Annotated in this window: 12 protein-coding genes; 5 read left to right on the top strand and 7 right to left on the bottom strand. The window is 60.4% G+C overall.

All coding sequences use genetic code 11. The annotated features are described in order from the left end of the window. Positions 1 to 54 precede the first annotated feature (54 nt). Both coaD and gyrA read right to left on the bottom strand, forming a co-directional pair. The gene (gene coaD, locus NUH88_RS00170) at positions 55 to 561 is read right to left on the bottom strand and encodes a pantetheine-phosphate adenylyltransferase (protein ID WP_257769168.1); all 507 of its coding nucleotides are present in this window, start codon (positions 559 to 561) and stop codon (positions 55 to 57) included. Between the two features lie 16 nt (positions 562 to 577). Next, a complete protein-coding gene (gene gyrA, locus NUH88_RS00165) occupies positions 578 to 3328 on the bottom strand; it encodes a DNA gyrase subunit A (protein WP_257769166.1) in 2751 nt (916 codons plus the stop codon). 375 nt (positions 3329 to 3703) lie between these two features. On the opposite strand from gyrA, the gene NUH88_RS00160 reads away from it, so the two are divergent. From NUH88_RS00160 to NUH88_RS00145, 4 genes are read left to right on the top strand one after another with little or no spacing between them, the layout of a single operon-like run. Continuing rightward, a complete protein-coding gene (locus NUH88_RS00160) occupies positions 3704 to 4345 on the top strand; it encodes a hypothetical protein (RefSeq protein ID WP_257769164.1) in 642 nt (213 codons plus the stop codon). A gap of 47 nt (positions 4346 to 4392) precedes the next feature. After that, positions 4393 to 5394, top strand: a complete 1002-nt coding sequence (locus tag NUH88_RS00155; RefSeq protein ID WP_257769162.1) for a hypothetical protein — start codon at positions 4393 to 4395, stop codon at positions 5392 to 5394. Positions 5395 to 5428: 34 nt separating this feature from the next. Further along, positions 5429 to 7096: a Dyp-type peroxidase gene (locus tag NUH88_RS00150; protein WP_257769161.1), complete on the top strand. Its 1668-nt coding sequence runs from the start codon at positions 5429 to 5431 to the stop codon at positions 7094 to 7096. Between the two features lie 11 nt (positions 7097 to 7107). Then, complete coding sequence (locus NUH88_RS00145) at positions 7108 to 8466, top strand: cytochrome P450 (RefSeq protein ID WP_257769160.1); 1359 nt, start codon at positions 7108 to 7110, stop codon at positions 8464 to 8466. A 9-nt stretch (positions 8467 to 8475) separates the two neighbouring features. Here the strand turns inward: NUH88_RS00145 and NUH88_RS00140 are convergent, their stop codons facing one another. The 5 genes from NUH88_RS00140 to ssb form a co-directional block, all read right to left on the bottom strand. After that, entirely contained in the window at positions 8476 to 9303 is an 828-nt protein-coding gene (locus NUH88_RS00140; protein WP_257769159.1) for a class I SAM-dependent methyltransferase, read from the bottom strand. 115 nt (positions 9304 to 9418) lie between these two features. Next, a complete protein-coding gene (locus NUH88_RS00135; RefSeq protein ID WP_257769157.1) occupies positions 9419 to 10321 on the bottom strand; it encodes a LysR family transcriptional regulator in 903 nt (300 codons plus the stop codon). A 24-nt stretch (positions 10322 to 10345) separates the two neighbouring features. Beyond that, positions 10346 to 11518 carry a CaiB/BaiF CoA transferase family protein gene (locus tag NUH88_RS00130; RefSeq protein WP_257769156.1) on the bottom strand — a complete coding sequence of 391 codons (1173 nt, stop codon included), beginning with the start codon at positions 11516 to 11518 and terminating at the stop codon, positions 10346 to 10348. Then, on the bottom strand, positions 11505 to 12233 hold the full coding sequence (locus tag NUH88_RS00125) for a haloacid dehalogenase type II (protein WP_257769155.1): 729 nt from the start codon (positions 12231 to 12233) through the stop codon (positions 11505 to 11507). Before NUH88_RS00125 ends, NUH88_RS00130 begins: the two co-directional genes overlap by 14 nt. A 169-nt stretch (positions 12234 to 12402) precedes the next feature. After that, entirely contained in the window at positions 12403 to 12918 is a 516-nt protein-coding gene (gene ssb, locus NUH88_RS00120; protein WP_257769153.1) for a single-stranded DNA-binding protein, read from the bottom strand. Positions 12919 to 13117: 199 nt separating this feature from the next. Between ssb and uvrA the strand changes: the two genes are divergently transcribed. Continuing rightward, positions 13118 to 15982, top strand: coding sequence for an excinuclease ABC subunit UvrA (gene uvrA / locus NUH88_RS00115; protein ID WP_257769151.1), 2865 nt, complete (start codon positions 13118 to 13120; stop codon positions 15980 to 15982). The last annotated feature ends 6 nt before the right edge of the window (positions 15983 to 15988 follow it).

The raw sequence follows: 15988 nt of genomic DNA, 5'->3' as shown, positions 1-15988 counted from the left end.
TATGCAAACAGGGCCCGGCGGTCAACCACTTCCGACAAGTTTTTTTCCGCGCTGTTACCGGAACTTGTCCTCGACCCGTTCCACCACGCGTTTGGGTACAAACTGATCGATCGCGCCGCCCATATGAGCGATCTCCTTGACCAGACGCGAAGAGATGAACTGGTTGCGGTCGGAGGCCATCAGGAAGACCGTCTCGACATTCGCATTCAGCCGCGCATTCATCCCCACCATCTGAAACTCATACTCAAAGTCAGAGACCGCACGCAGACCGCGAATGATTGTTGCAGCCCCATTCTCCTCAACAAAATGCATCAGCAGGTTACCGAAAGACATCACCACGATTTCGCCGTGGACGCCGTTTTCGGCATGCGCCTTGTTGAGCAGATCTATCTCGTCCTGAACCATCTCGACGCGCTCGTCGAGGCTGAAAAGCGGTCCTTTTCCGGCGTTGCGCGCAACTGCGACGACCAGTTTGTCGACCAGCTTGCTGCCACGCCGAATGATGTCCAGATGCCCGTTCGTAATCGGATCGAACGTGCCTGGATATACGCCTACTCTCATGTTTCCAAGTCCCCCGTTAGCTCTCGGTGGCGTCTCCGTCACCGCTGTCGTCGGCTTCCGATTCCTCCGCGTCCTCCGCGCCGTTTCCGTTCTCTTCGCCGGTCAGGCTGACGGATACGACTTTTTCGCCTTCATCGACGCGGAAGATCCAGACACCCTGGGTTCTACGCCCAGTGATGCTGATTTCGTTCACGGCGCAGCGGATCACCTGCCCACCATCGGTGACGAGCATGATCTGGTCGGTGTCGGTCACCGGGAATGCGGCCACCACGCCGCCGCTACGCTTGGTCAGTTCCATATTGGCGATCCCCTGACCGCCGCGATTCGTAATGCGATACTCGTGCGCCGAGGTACGTTTGCCGAGACCGCTTTCGGTCACGGTGAGGATGAACTCTTCCTCCGCGCTGAGCTGGATGAAACGCTCCTGCGAGATATCGCCGGACGGTGCCTCGACCTCTTCCTCGCCTTCGCCCGTCGCCCTTCGCATCTGGCCGGCGAGCTTCAGGTAGAGATCGCGTTCCAGCACATCCGACCCCGGAACATCCTGATAGTCCACGTGATGCAGGATCGACATCGACACGACTTCGTCGCCGCTGGCGAGTCGAATGCCCCGAACGCCGAGCGAATCGCGTCCGCGGAACAGACGTACATCAGTCGCCCGGAAGCGGATCGCCTTGCCGTCACGCGTCGTGAGAAAGACGTCGTCCGCCTCCATGCAGGGCTGCACGTTGATCAGGCGGTCACCTTCGTCCAGCCGCATGGCGATCTTGCCGTTGCGCTTGATATTGGTGAAATCGGAGAGCGCGTTCCGCCGCACGGTGCCGGCCGAGGTCGCAAACATGACATGCATGTTTGCCCATTCCTCCTCTTCCGCGGGCAACGGCATGATGGTCTGGATCCACTCGCCCTGCTCCAGCGGCAGCAGGTTCACCAGCGCCTTGCCCCGGGATTGCGGGGTGCCGATCGGCAGGCGGTAGGTCTTCATCTGGTAGACCATGCCGCGCGAGGTGAAGAACAGGATCGGCGTGTGGGTGTTGGCGACGAACAGCCGGCTGACGAAATCCTCGTCCCGCGTCGACATGCCGGAACGCCCCTTGCCGCCACGCTTCTGCGCCCGGTAGGTCGAGAGCGGGACGCGCTTGATATAGCCGTTGTGACTGACCGTAACGACCATGTCCTCGCGCTGGATCAGGTCTTCCATGTCGTGCTCGAACTCGGCTTCGACGAGCTCGGTCCGGCGCGGCGTGGCATAGGCTTCTTTCGCCGCCACCAGTTCCTCACGCAGCACTTCCATCATCCGCGGACGCGACTGCAGGATTTCCAGGTACTCGGCGATCTTCGCGGCGAGTTCCTTGGTCTCCTCGATCAGCTTCTCGCGTTCCATGCCGGTGAGGCGCTGCAGGCGCAGCTCCAGGATGGCGCGGACCTGGGCGTCTGAAAGCCGGTACTTGCCATCGACGACCTTGTGCCCCGGATCGTCGATGATGCCGATGAACTCCTCGACCTCCTCCGCCGGCCAGTCGCGGCCCATCAACTGCTCACGGGCATCGGCGGCATCGCGCGAGGCGCGGATCACCCGGATGACCTCGTCGATATTGTTCACCGCGACGAGCAAACCGGCCAAGACATGCGCCCGATCGCGCGCCTTGCGCAGCAGGAACCGGGTCCGGCGGGTGATGACGACCTCGCGGAAGGCGATGAAGGCGACGATCACGTCGCGCAGGTTCATCTGTTCCGGCTTGCCGCCGTTCAGCGCCAGCATGTTGACGCCGAAGCTGGTCTGCAGCGGGGTGAACTTGTAGAGCTGGTTCAGCACCACATCCGGCACCGCGTCGCGCTTCAGCTCGATAACGACGCGCACACCCTCGCGGTCGCTCTCGTCCCTGAGCTCGGCGATGCCTTCCACGGTTTTTTCCCGCACAAGTTCGCCGATCCGCTCCATCAGGCGGGATTTGTTCACCTGATACGGAATTTCGCTGACGACGATGGCCGTGCGGTCCTTGCGGATCTCCTGAATGTCCGCCTTGGCGCGCATCATGATCGAGCCGCGGCCGGTGTGATAGGCGGAGTGGATCCCGTTCTTGCCGAGAATCATCGCACCGGTCGGGAAATCCGGGCCCGGGACGATCTCGATCAGCTCGTCGATGGTGATTCCGGGATTGTCGACATAGGCGCAGCAGGCGTCGATCACTTCTCCCAAATTGTGCGGAGGGATGTTCGTCGCCATGCCGACTGCGATACCGCCGGCGCCATTGACCAGGAGATTGGGGTATTCGGCCGGCAGCACGCCCGGCTCTTCCGTGGTCTCGTCATAGTTGGGGACGAAATCGACCGTATCCTTGTCGATATCCCGGAGAAGGCCCTCCGCGGCCTTCGCGAGGCGGGCCTCGGTATACCGCATGGCCGCCGGCGGATCGCCGTCCATCGAGCCGAAATTGCCCTGCCCGTCGACCAGCGGTAGGCGCATGGAAAATTCCTGCGCCATGCGGACCATGGCGTCGTAGATCGCGCTGTCGCCGTGCGGGTGATACTGCCCCATGACAGCACCGACGATGTTCGCCGATTTACGGTAGGGCTTGGACCAGTCGTAACCGCCCTCCTTCATCGCGTAGAGGATGCGGCGGTGAACCGGTTTCAAACCGTCACGGACATCGGGGAGCGCCCGCGAAACGATAACGCTCATCGCGTAATCGAGATAGGAGCGCTTCATTTCGTCTTCGATGGAGACAGGCGAAATGTCGAAGGAGGAAGTGTCTGACGAGGTCAATTCAAGCGATTTCCGGTTGGTGTAGGCGACTGCGGAAAGGTGTTTTCAGTCTCTGAATTCCGCTGTGCTGACAGACATTTAGAATCACTCTTCTTATAACAGAACTGCAACGTAGGAACAATCTTTCGAGCATTTTTGTTGCGGCATTTCTTTCCATAATTTCAACAAGTTATAGGCTAAAGTTCAATTTTTGCACGGCGAAGCACTCTGGTCCCCTCCGGAGGGTCCGTTCCACCCCTCCGAATCCCCTGCACGGCATTGAGGAGATTTCAAACGCGGCGACTGCATAAAAGAGAAAAATTTTTCATCGTAAGCAATCAAAAATTGTGCATCTTCGTTTAGTCCCTTCGGATGTCACGATACGTGGGATTGGATATGACGAATATTGCCGGAAAAGCGTACGCGATGAATGTCGTGACACCGAGCGATCCCAAGATCACTTGGATCAATCGCCTGCTATTTATGGCGGCACGCGGCTTACCGCAGAACCTCATGGGGTTGCTCGGTCTGTCTCTAATCCATTTCGCCCGTTGGGTGATCATCAAGCGGGACGAATGGCCGGATCTCGGCCAAGGCAAGCAGTCTCTGAAGAACGACTACACGCTGTTCTGCTCCAATTTCAACGGCACCTGGGATCAATATATCGACGCGTTCTCGGACGGGATACCGAGTGGCCTCGACCTTTTCTGGTATTCGGCGACGAAGTACCCGTATTCGATCCCGGTAACGCCGTTCAAGGACTACATCACCCATAACCAGATCGGCACCGACTATTATTACAACGCGACCCCGGGCGCGGCCCAAAGAGACATCAAAACAAGTCTGGCGATCTACGACGCCCTGCTGAAACTGGAACAGGCGCATGGATCGCAAAGCCCGGAAGAGTTCCGGAAGAGCTACCTCGCCGCATGCCTGAAGATCCAGCTCGGTCTCGGCGATCCGGGGTTCGGCCCCGTCGCCAGCCTCGCCACGGAGCGGGCCGATATCAACCGCCTGCGATACACCCACCAAGAATAGGCTGTTCTCGGAAAAAACCGGATTTAGCCACGGAAAGGAAAATCGCAATGCCAGATCTGGATACCGGCCATATTTTTCTGACCACGCTGGCGCCGATCAAGCCCTATACGAAGTCCGACAAGTCGCCGACGTCCTTCGAACAAAAGGTTCGCGTCGCGCTTGCCAAGCTGCCAACAGCTTTGCAGTCGCCGGCAACGGTGAACGCGCCTAGAAACAGCCCGTTCGCCCGCAATAAGCGCAACCATCTGGCGCGCATGTTTGTGTTGAGCGATGTGGTTTACAACGGCCGCGTCGGGCAGAATCCGATCGTCGGGACGATCAAGGGCGAGGATCCCATTGATCCGCAGAAGGTAGACCGGCTTACAACCCCCTATCTCGTCTTCTGCGCAGATATCGACGCCATTACCAAGGATGGCGATCCACTTCCGACTTCCCTCTCGCCCGCACAGCAGAAAGAGGTCCGCGCGGCCTATGCGCGCGAACTCTGGCAAACGATGGAGAGCGAACTTCGCGCCATCTACAGCAATTGCGTCGGGTTCGACGAGGTCGACAGCGCTGACAGGTTCGCGGCCTATCTCGACAAATGCCATGTCGAAACCACGATGCCGTTCCATGACTACTATCTGAAGCTGCCCAGGTTCCACGATCTGCCGTTCAAAGGGCTGATCGCAGCGGTTGCCGTACCGGCAGTGATCGCCATTCTGGCGTTGGCCGCACGCATACTAGGTTGCCTTACCGTCCCCGTACTTGGCTGGAGCACGCTTTGGACTGCGGTCGCGGCGGCCGCGGTCACTGGGCTTTCATTCCTGCTCGCGGTCCGCTTCGCCCTCGCAAACGGTGCGAGACCCCTTGCTCCCGGCGAATTCGACGATCTGCCATCGGTGCTGAAAGCGCTCTACGTGCAGCAGAAATTCAGCGATTTCTTCGTGGAGCAGCAAGGAGCGAGTGCAGACGATCTCTACCGGGAGTTCGGTGCGTTCCTGGAGCGGACAAGGCTCGGAGACAGGTCAGGGCCGACACAGGAGCCCGGCGTCATCCGCTCCCCATGAAAGCCATATCATTTGACAGAACCGGACGTCAGCCATGACAGCGACGCTTGATCTTGCCGACATTCAGGGAAATATCCCCCGCGCCTATGGACGATATTCCTTTCCCTTCGCCCGATATTTTTTTCTGAACATTGCCGATGCCGCAAAGGGCCGCGCTTTTGTCGATGCCGTTCGACGCCAGGTCACAACGGCGGCGCGCTGGCCGGAGAATGCGCAGAAACCCGCCTGCACGGTGAATATCGCTTTCACTTTCATGGGGTTGCTCAAACTCGAATTGCCGACACGCACGCTGCAGGGCATGCCGGACGAATTCATCGAGGGTATGAAGGCAAGAGCGTTCATTCTGGGCGATCGGGACGTCACAAAGACGGCCGAGCAGGACGCGGACTGGGATCGGCACTGGGACCCTATATGGCGGCGCAACCGCGTCGGCGGCGACGATAGCGACAATGTCCATATTTGGATCTCGCTCAATGCCCAGCTGAAACAATTGGGTCTGGCGGAACCCGTCGATGCACTGGAAGAGAAGACCGAGTGGTTGCGTGACCTGTGCGCTGCCTCGGATGGCGGTGTGCGCATTCTTTCGGGAATCGGGCGCGACGGAACGCAGGATTTCCAAGCGGCCTCTGCGGTGTTTGACGATTTCGACGGTCAGAAACTCCCGACCGCTATGGAGCATCTCGGCTTTGCGGACGGCATCGGTGACCCGGTGTTCGAGGGACAGCTCCGGCCGTCGGAAATGGCCACGGCCGTAATCGGACGCGGTAAACGGGAGGACGGTGAGTGGAAGCCCCTCGCGGCCGGCGAGTTTCTCCTCGGGCATTCGGACGAAAGTCAGGAACTTCCTCCGACGGCGATGCCGCCGGAATTCATGAAGAACGGGAGCTTCATGGCGTTCCGCAAATTGCACGAGAATGTGGCGACCTTTGACGAGGTTCTGGAAGAGGAAACCTCACGCTACGGGTCTGTCATGGGGGTCTCTGCCACGGAGGCGAGGGAAACCCTTCGTGCGAAGATGTGCGGGCGCTGGAAGGACGGGGTGCCGCTCGCCACGGTTCCGACCTATCCGGAATGGCAGGACTTCCGTAAGGATCGCGGTTTCGATGACCCAAATCCGGCGAAAGCGCTTGAGAACCAATTGAAGTTCATTCGCTCGACGGAAGCCTCCGATTTTCGTTACGCCGATGATATGGAGGGGTTCAAATGCCCGGTCGGCGCCCATCTGAGGCGCATGAGCACCCGCGATTATCTCGACCCCCTAAATAAGATCGGAACCGATCCGAAGACCGGGAAGCCATACAAGAACGCGGCAGCGACGAGCCAGCTCAACAAGCGCCGCCGCATCCTGCGCCGCGGCCTGCCATACGGGCCTTCCAATCTGGAGCAAAAATCCGACGAAACCGAACAGGGCGTGGCAATGATGCTGGTTTGCGCCAGCCTTTTCCGTCAGTTCGAGTTCGTGCAGCAACATTGGATCCAGTACGGACTTGATTTTCATCAAGGCAACAACACCTGTCCTCTGCTCGGCGACCACAGCCATCACAAGCGACACACGATCCCTTCCGATCCGGTTTCAGAGAAACCGCCCTATGTGATGAGCAAATTGAAAACCTTCGTCGAATGCCGTGGCGGGGACTATTTTTTCATTCCCTCGCTGACCGCCCTGCGAATGATCGCGATGGGCGTGGTCGACCCGACCTGATCGGCCGAAGCATGGCGGCACTTTTCACTCCCTTCATCTGGGTCTTTCGGCATCTGCAGGCATGGGGCCGCGGATTGGCGGGCATTGCCGCCCTGCTCTGCGTTGGCGCCAGAGCGCTGACAAAGGCTGGCGGCTTCAAGAAGAACATCGCCGCCGCTTTCGCTCTTCCATTGAATCAGCGACGAGCGCTTGCGGTTCTGAGAGCCTTCTGGCCCAACCTGACGCTCTCTCGCCGTTTCGTGAAGGCCTACGAGAATGACGGCACCGCGGTGATCTCTCTGCGCGAGGACTGCCTGGATGTGCTGAACCGGAACGCCGATTTCGAGGTCGTCTACGGACCCCGGATGCGCAAACTGACCGGTGGCAACAATTTCTTTCTCGGCATGCAGCCAGGCTGGGACTACACCCGAGATACGTCCGCCATGCATCTGGCGATGCGTGACACCGATGTCGCCGAGGTTCTCGCCCCCCGTGCAGCGGCCCTTGCCGAGCGCCTTGTGAATCAGTCGGGAGGAAAAATAGATCTCCCCCCGGGCCTGACCTTGCCGGTGCCGTGGGACATGACCGACCGTTATTTCGGTGTCGGCGGGCCGGACGCGGCCACAATGCAGGATTGGACCACCATTCTTTTTTGGTACCTGTTCGAAGACCTTGCTGCCGACCCAGCGTTCGACACCAAGGCAATGACCTATGCCGAACGGATGCGGAGCTATCTCGACCAGGCGATCGCCGCGCGCAAGGCGGCGCCTGCAGAATCGGAAGACCTGCTGAACCGCTGCCTCGCGTTGCAGGGAGCCGGGACTCCCGGCATGGACGATCTTGGTATCCGGAACAATCTGCTAGGCCTTCTGATCGGAGCCATCCCGACGATTTCCAAGGCTTGCTGCTTTGCCATGGACGAACTCCTGAACCGCCCCGACGCGCTACGTGGGGCGCAGGAGGCCGCACAGGCGAACGACGACACCCGCATGGCGAGCTATATCTGGGAAGCCCTGCGTTTCAATCCGCACAATCCGGTCATCTACCGGCGTGCGACACGCGATGCCGTTATCGCCCCGTCGACGCTCCGGCAGGTCACGATCAGGAAAGGCACCCTCGTCTTCGCGGCCACGCTTTCGGCGATGTTCGACAATTACCAGATCCGGGATGCCAACAGCTTCCGGACAGACCGCCCCTGGGAGGACTACATCATCTGGGGTTATGGCATGCACACCTGTTTCGGCGCCATCATCAACGCGGCGCTTATCCCGGCAATCCTGAAACCGCTGCTGAAGCAAAGGAACCTCCGGCGGGCCCCGGGGGCAGCGGGCCAGATCGATTCAGGGGGCACTCCGCATCCGCAGCATTTCCATCTCGAATTCGACGCCTGAAGCGCCGATTCAGTCCTGTTTCCGCGCCGAGATCGAATAGCTGAGAGGAAGCCGCGGCATCCCTTCGGGCAATCGGAACAAGCCGCCCTCGCACGGCACCAGATACGCAAATGCCTTCCAGGCAACCGTATCGAACTCGTGGAGATACTCGATGCCGAGCCCGGCTTCGATCAGCGCGGTTACAACCTCGCCGACCGGATGAGTCCACTCGTAACTCCGTTCGGTTTTCAGAACCGCCGTTTCGTCGGCATAGGCCTCGCTTCCGTCGAAAGTGATCGGTTCGGGCTTGTGGAAGTAGTCGTAGACAGGGGCATGAGGGGCCGGCGCCAGATCGTCGAAACTCAGGGCCACCGGATGCTGGTCCAGGAAATAGAACCGTCCTCCCGGTTTCAGAAAATGGGCCACGATCCTTGCCCATTCCTCGATATCCGGCAGCCAGCAGATCGTCCCCCACGTGACATAGACGAGATCGAATTTGCCGTCGATCAGCTTCGGAGCGTCGTAGAGGTTGCCTTGCACGAAGGTGACGTCGGTTCCTGTCGCCCCCGCCAATGCGCGTGCGTTCTCTATTGCGACCGGGGAGAAGTCCAGTCCCGTTGCGCTACGTGCGCCGGAACGCTTCAGGCGGATGGTGTCCTTACCGAAATGGCACTGCAGATGGAGGATATCGAGCCCCTCGACCGAACCGAGTTCCTCACGCTCTGTCTTGTGGAGCCCCTCGATTCCATCCGGGGCTTCGATGAATGATCCGACGTCATAGTCGCTATTGGAGGAAGAGAAGTTAACCTCCGCCAGCTCATTCCATTTGCGCCTGTTGGCTTCCAGAAACCGGTCCATTGCACTCTCCACCCCGAGAGACTGTCCGATTGGCTTCCCGACAACCGGCCTGCATTTCGGACTGGACCATTGAGTATGGAACTTCCGGTCTATTGGCAAGCTCGGGGAGGCATCGTCAGTCGGGCTTGATCCGCAGAAACATGTCACGCAGGAAGAGTATGGCCGGGTCGTCGGAAAGGCGGCGACGCCAGTAAAGCGACCAATCGAATGAGCTGTCCTCGAAAGGCGGTTCGATCAACATCAGGCCATAATTTTCTTGCTCCTTGCCGGCAATGCTCCGTGGCAGGATCGCAACCAGATCTGTGCGCGCGACAATATCCGGAACCGCAAGCCAATGCGGCACAGTTGCCCGAATTTTGCGCTTTCGGCCCATGCGCGCGAGCTGACGGTCGGCAAAACGGTCGTCGATCGGGCTTTGAGCAATCTTGACCTGCGGCGCCGCGAGAAAGCCTTCGAGCGTTCCGAGCGTTTCGCGTGCCGGATGCCCGTTGCGAGCCACAACGACCACATTGTCCCGGAAATAAAACTCGCTCTGGATCGATTTCGGCGCGTGCAGGTCGGTGCTCACGGCCAGTTCCACCAGGTTTCTCTCAAGTCCGTCGACCGTGGCGTCAGGTCCCAGGTGCAGGATTTCCAGGCTCATGCCCGGAGCCTCTCTGTCGAATCGTTCGAGCAGCTCCGGCAACAGAAGGCGAGACAACAAATCCGACAGCCTCACAGGAACGCAGCGACGGCTCAGTTTCGGCTCGAATGGATCGGGTTCCGTCACCAGCCGGCCGATTTCCCGCAGCATCCGTCTGACATCCGGCTCTAGAGCGAGGGCTCGCGGCGTCGGCACCATCTCCCCACCCTGCTTGACCAGAAGTTCGTCCTGGAACGTCGCCCGGAGACGGCTCAGCGCCGCGCTCATTCCCGGTTGCCCCATACCGATGAGCGCGGCAGCCCTCGAGACGTGGCGCGTCTGCATTAGCGCATCGAAAGCCTTGAGAAGATTGAGATCAGTCTTGTGCAGGCTCATGCCGCCATCATATCGGCCAGACACTCACTTGTCCGCGCCATGACCATTCTCTCTGTTTTCCCGAAGTGCACTCAGGACCTCCTCGCTATGTTCTCCCAGCGTCGGCGGGGCGCGATAGACCTCAAGCGGCGTTCCGCCCATCCTCGCGGGATTTTTGATATTTTTGACGCGCCCGGCAGTACCGTGCTGCATTTCCGCGATCATATCGCGTGCGGCCAGAACGGGGCCGTCGCAGACCTCGGCAACCGTTCGGATGGCCCCGCAGGGAATCCCGAGAGGACTCAGCAAATTCAGCCAGTCGTCCCGGCTCCTCCCGGCGATGATGGAGGCTACGACGGGGGTCAGGGCCTTCCTGTTGCGCACCCGCTCTTCCGCCTGAAGGAACCGCGGGTCCACGGCAAGATCCGGGCGTTCGATCGCCCGACAGAAGGAGGTCCAGAGCGCATCATTGGCGATGCCGAGATTGATCCACCCATCATTCGCCTCGAATGGCTCGTATGGCACGATCGTCGGATGCGCGTTCCCTCGACGCCGAGGTGTCTGGCCGGTGGCGAAATAGATGCCGGCATTGAAGGTCAGCAGCGATGCGACGACTTCGTACATCGAGATCTGTATGTGTTGCCCGGTACCGCCGCGCTGACGCGCATAGAGCGCCGCGATGATCGCCTGCGAGGCGACTAGACCTGATGCCAGATCCGCGATCGAGGTGCCGACCTTGAAGGGAGAACCGTCTTCCGGGCCGGTCAGATCCATCAGGCCGGCCTCTCCCTGAACGATGACGTCATAGCCCGGGCGGTCCTTTCCCGGACCGCTGTCCCCGAAACCTGAAATCGAGGCATAGACAAGTTCCGGGCGCCGCTGGCGTACCTCCTCGTACCCGAATCCGATCCGCTCCATGACGCCGGAACGAAAGTTCTCCACCAGGACATCGGCACTTCCGATGAGTTGCCAGAGCGCCTCTTGGTCCGCGGCTGCCTTGAGATCGAGCACGACGCTTTTCTTGTTCCGGTTCACCGAAAGGAAATAGGCCGACTGATCCCCTTGGTACGGCGGGGCGAAAGCACGAGCGTCATCGCCCGTTCCGGGACGCTCGATCTTTAGGACGTCTGCGCCGAAATCGCCGAGTTGCATGGTGCAGAACGGACCGGACACAACACGGGTCAGATCGACGACGCGGATACCGTCAAGCGGTCTCATGTCCGTCATCGCACATCGTGGACGCGAGTTCGGCGAAGTCGGCGACGGTGATGTCCGGCTGATGCGGCGTTTCGCCGAATGGCCGCTTTCGCCGGTCGATGAAGGCTGTCCGCATGCCGTAGGATTTCGCTCCGATGCAATCGAAGGCGTGGTTCGCGACGAACAGGCAGCTCGACCGGTCGAGCCCGATGACTTCTTCGGCCTTGGCGTAGGTCTTCCAATGCGGTTTGAAATACCCGGCCTGATCGACCGAGATCACCGCATCGAATTCGAAGCCGATATGAGACTTCGCCGCCTGCAGCATGTCACTGTCACCGTTCGAGAGGATTACCAGCCTGTATCCCGCCGTTCGTAGCGCGCTCAGTGCTCTCAGGACATCCGGGAACGGCGGGAGTTTTTCGATCTCGGAAACCAGCCACTTGATCTCGGTTTGCGAATAAGTGATCCCGCAACGATCAAGCACGTAGGAAACGGCTCTGTGCCCGATCTGGCGATACGGCGTGTGTCCCCGGTCGCAAAGCGCGTCGATCATGGAGTTTTCGAAATGCGTCCGGCGCCACCAGGTGACAAAACGGTGCGCTTCGCCGTCCCACCCTTTGGCTTTCAGGAATGGCGCCGCGATTTCGGTCAGGCCGGATTGCATGTCCACGACCGTTCCGTACTGATCGAAGACCAGCGCCTTGATTTCGCGTTTCAGAATTTCCCGTTGCACCATCTTTCTTTCTCCCAATTGTCAGTCGGGAGATTTGGCCCATGACGGTAGCAATCTTGGAAATCGATAATCTTCATGCCGGCATCGACGTGTGCGATAACCGGCGCTTCAAAAAAGAATGAGCCCGGACGGACGATCCGACCGGGCTCGTTTCATGCGATTGTGAGCGTGTTCAGAACGGGATCTCGTCGTCGAGATCGCCCGGCCCGCCAACCGGAGGCTGGCCGCCCCCGCTGCCACCGCCATATCCGCCACCCGAGCCGCCGCCGTACCCGCCGCCCTGGTTGAACCCGTCGTCACCGCCATAGCCGCCGCCCTGACCGCCGCCGCCTTCGCCGCGCCCATCGAGCATCTGGAGCTCGCCGCGGAAACGCTGCAGCACGACCTCGGTCGAGTATTTCTCCTGTCCCGACTGGTCGGTCCATTTCCTGGTCTGCAGCTGACCTTCGACATAGACCTTCGAGCCTTTGCGAAGATACTGCTCGGCAACCTTGGCGAGGTTCTCGTTGAAGATCACCACCCTGTGCCATTCCGTGCGCTCGCGGCGCTCGCCGCTGTTCCGATCACGCCAGGTCTCCGACGTTGCGACGGAGAGGTTCACGACCTTGTTGCCGTCCTGCATGCTCCGGATATCCGGGTCGCGACCGAGATTGCCGACGAGAATGACCTTGTTGACGCTGCCTGCCATGGTTCTAATTCCACTCTACGAATTTGCCCCTCGGGGAATTTGTTGCCGGACTGTCCCATATCCGGGAGCGCTAATCCAGTCGCGATCCTTTGAAACCCGAGGGCGCGCGGAATTGCTGCACCCGCAAAATCATGGTGGCCAAGCACGGCCGCGCGACCTATAAATGTTTCTGTTTCGTTCTTAATCCGGATTTCCGCCGATGTCAGCCTCTTCCGAACCGAAAGATATCCGCGTTCAGGGTGCCCGGGAGCACAATCTGAAGGGCGTCGATGTCGCGATCCCGCGGAACTCCCTGACCGTCCTGACCGGTCTCAGCGGCTCCGGAAAGTCCTCGCTCGCCTTCGATACGATCTATGCCGAGGGCCAGCGGCGCTATGTCGAAAGCCTGTCCGCCTATGCGCGCCAGTTCCTGGAGCTGATGCAGAAGCCGGATGTGGACCTGATCGAGGGGCTCTCGCCAGCGATCTCCATCGAACAGAAGACGACGTCGCGCAACCCGCGTTCCACGGTCGGCACGGTGACGGAGGTCTACGACTATCTCCGTCTGCTCTATGCCCGCATCGGCATCCCCTACTCTCCCGCGACGGGACTGCCGATCGAGAGCCAGACGGTCAGCCAGATGGTCGACCGAATTCTGGAGATGGACGATGGCACCCGGCTCTATCTGCTTGCCCCCATCGTGCGCGGCCGCAAGGGCGAGTACCGCAAGGAGATGGCGGAGCTGCGCAAACAGGGCTTTCAGCGTCTGAAGGTCGACGGCGAGCTCTACGAGATCGACGAGGTTCCGGCCCTCAACAAGAAGCTGAAGCACGATATCGAGGTTGTGGTCGACCGGCTCGTGGTCCGCGAGGGCATCGCGACCCGGCTGGCCGATTCCGTCGAGACCGCGCTCGATCTCTCCGACGGATTGCTGATTGCGGAGGACGCCTCAAGCGGAGAACGCACGACCTTCTCCGCCAAGTTCGCCTGCCCCGTCTCCGGCTTCACCATCGACGAGATCGAGCCCCGGCTGTTCTCCTTCAACAACCCGTTCGGCGCCTGTCCGAGCTGCGACGGGCTCGGCAGCAGCATGTATTTCGATCCGGGCCTGATCGTTCCCGAAGGCTCCAAGAGCCTTCGCAAGGGGGCGATCGCACCCTGGGCGAACTCCTCCTCGAAATACTATATGCAGTCGCTGGAGAGCTTGGCGAAGCATCTCGATATCTCGCTCGACACCGCCTACGAGGATCTGCCGGAAAAGGCGCAAAGCGCCCTGCTCTACGGCACCGGCAGCGAGCGCGTCGTCATGACCTTCGATGACGGGCTCCGGAGCTATCAGACCAACAAGCCTTTCGAAGGCATCATTCCGAACATGGAACGGCGCTTCAGGGAGACGGAATCGGCCTGGAGCCGGGAAGAACTCTCCAAATACCAGTCGGTCGCGCCCTGCGACGCCTGTCACGGGCAGCGCCTGAAGCCGGAAGCGCTCGCGGTGAAGATCGCCGGGCTCAACATCTCCGAGGTCACAGAGATGTCGATTTCGGAAGCGGTCGCCTGGTTCACCGCCCTGACCGGGAACCTCACCGGCAAGCAGGCGGAAATCGCCGAGCGGATCCTGAAGGAAATCAACGAGAGACTCGGCTTCCTGAACAATGTCGGGCTCGACTATCTCACCATGTCGCGGGCTTCGGGAACGCTCTCCGGCGGGGAGAGCCAGCGCATCCGTCTCGCTTCGCAGATCGGCTCCGGTCTGACGGGCGTGCTCTACGTTCTGGACGAACCCTCCATCGGCCTGCATCAGCGTGACAATGATCGCTTGCTGGCCACGCTGGTCCGTCTGCGGGATCTCGGGAACACCGTGCTCGTGGTCGAGCATGACGAGGATGCGATCCGTTCCGCCGATTATGTCGTGGACATGGGGCCGGGCGCCGGTGTCCATGGCGGTACCGTGGTCGCCGCCGGCACGCCGGAAGAGATCATGCGCGCGCCGCAGAGCCTGACCGGCCAGTATCTGACCGGGTTCCGACAGGTGCCGATCCCGGCCGAGAGGCGCAAGGCCAAGAAAGGCAAGCACATCACGCTGACCGGCGCGACGGCGAACAATCTCGACGATGTTTCCGTCTCGATACCGCTTGGCACCCTCACCTGCGTCACCGGCGTTTCCGGCGGCGGCAAATCCTCGCTCATCATCGAAACACTCTGGAAGGCGATCGCCCGAAAGCTGCATGGCGCGCGGGAACATCCTGGGCCGTTCGACAGCATCGAGGGGCTCGAATTCCTCGACAAGGTGGTCGATATCGACCAGTCGCCGATAGGCCGCACGCCGCGCTCGAACCCGGCGACTTATACCGGCGCCTTCACCCCGATCCGGGACTGGTTCGCCGGCCTGCCGGAAGCCAAGACCCGCGGTTACAAGCCGGGCCGTTTTTCCTTCAATGTGAAAGGCGGTCGCTGCGAGGCCTGTCAGGGCGACGGCGTCATCAAGATCGAAATGCACTTCCTGCCGGATGTCTACGTCCAGTGCGACGTTTGCAAAGGCAAACGCTACAACCGCGAGACCCTCGAGATCACCTACAAGGACAAGTCGATCGCCGAGGTCTTGGAGCTGACGGTCGAGGAAGGTGCCGAGTTCTTCAAGGCGGTGCCGTCGATCCGGGACAAGTTGGAGACCCTGGAACGGGTCGGGCTCGGCTATATCCAGATCGGCCAGGCTGCGACCACCCTTTCGGGCGGCGAGGCGCAGCGCGTCAAGCTTTCGAAGGAGCTCTCGCGCCGCGCGACCGGCAAGACGCTTTATATTCTCGACGAGCCGACGACCGGCCTGCATTTCGAGGATGTGCGCAAGCTGCTTGAAGTGTTGCAGGCCCTTGTCGAGCAGGGGAATACGGTGATCGTGATCGAACACAATCTGGAGGTGATCAAGACCGCCGACTGGATCGTCGATCTCGGCCCCGAGGGCGGGTCGGGCGGCGGCAAGATCGTCGCCGAAGGCACCCCGGAAGATGTCGCGCAGACCTCCGGCAGCTATACGGGCAAATATCTCGCGCCCTATCTCGACGCGGCTCGAGCGAAGAAGAGCGCATAGAACCCG

The sequence above is a fragment of the Nisaea acidiphila genome (genome assembly GCF_024662015.1).
GTDB lineage: Bacteria > Pseudomonadota > Alphaproteobacteria > Thalassobaculales > Thalassobaculaceae > Nisaea > Nisaea acidiphila.
Note: the sequence above shows the minus strand (reverse complement) of the source record. Positions and strands in the feature narration are given on the sequence as shown.

Bases quoted from the DNA above. Each gene is read 5' to 3' on its own strand.
- uvrA (WP_257769151.1), top strand. From the start codon at position 13,118: ATGTCAGCCTCTTCCGAACCGAAAGATATCCGCGTTCAGGGTGCCCGG.
- NUH88_RS00145 (WP_257769160.1), top strand. From the start codon at position 7,108: ATGGCGGCACTTTTCACTCCCTTCATCTGGGTCTTTCGGCATCTGCAG.
- NUH88_RS00140 (WP_257769159.1), bottom strand. From the start codon at position 9,303: ATGGACCGGTTTCTGGAAGCCAACAGGCGCAAATGGAATGAGCTGGCG.
- NUH88_RS00160 (WP_257769164.1), top strand. From the start codon at position 3,704: ATGACGAATATTGCCGGAAAAGCGTACGCGATGAATGTCGTGACACCG.
- NUH88_RS00125 (WP_257769155.1), bottom strand. From the start codon at position 12,233: ATGGTGCAACGGGAAATTCTGAAACGCGAAATCAAGGCGCTGGTCTTC.
- NUH88_RS00150 (WP_257769161.1), top strand. From the start codon at position 5,429: ATGACAGCGACGCTTGATCTTGCCGACATTCAGGGAAATATCCCCCGC.
- coaD (WP_257769168.1), bottom strand. From the start codon at position 561: ATGAGAGTAGGCGTATATCCAGGCACGTTCGATCCGATTACGAACGGG.
- NUH88_RS00155 (WP_257769162.1), top strand. From the start codon at position 4,393: ATGCCAGATCTGGATACCGGCCATATTTTTCTGACCACGCTGGCGCCG.
- NUH88_RS00135 (WP_257769157.1), bottom strand. From the start codon at position 10,321: ATGAGCCTGCACAAGACTGATCTCAATCTTCTCAAGGCTTTCGATGCG.
- NUH88_RS00130 (WP_257769156.1), bottom strand. From the start codon at position 11,518: ATGAGACCGCTTGACGGTATCCGCGTCGTCGATCTGACCCGTGTTGTG.
- ssb (WP_257769153.1), bottom strand. From the start codon at position 12,918: ATGGCAGGCAGCGTCAACAAGGTCATTCTCGTCGGCAATCTCGGTCGC.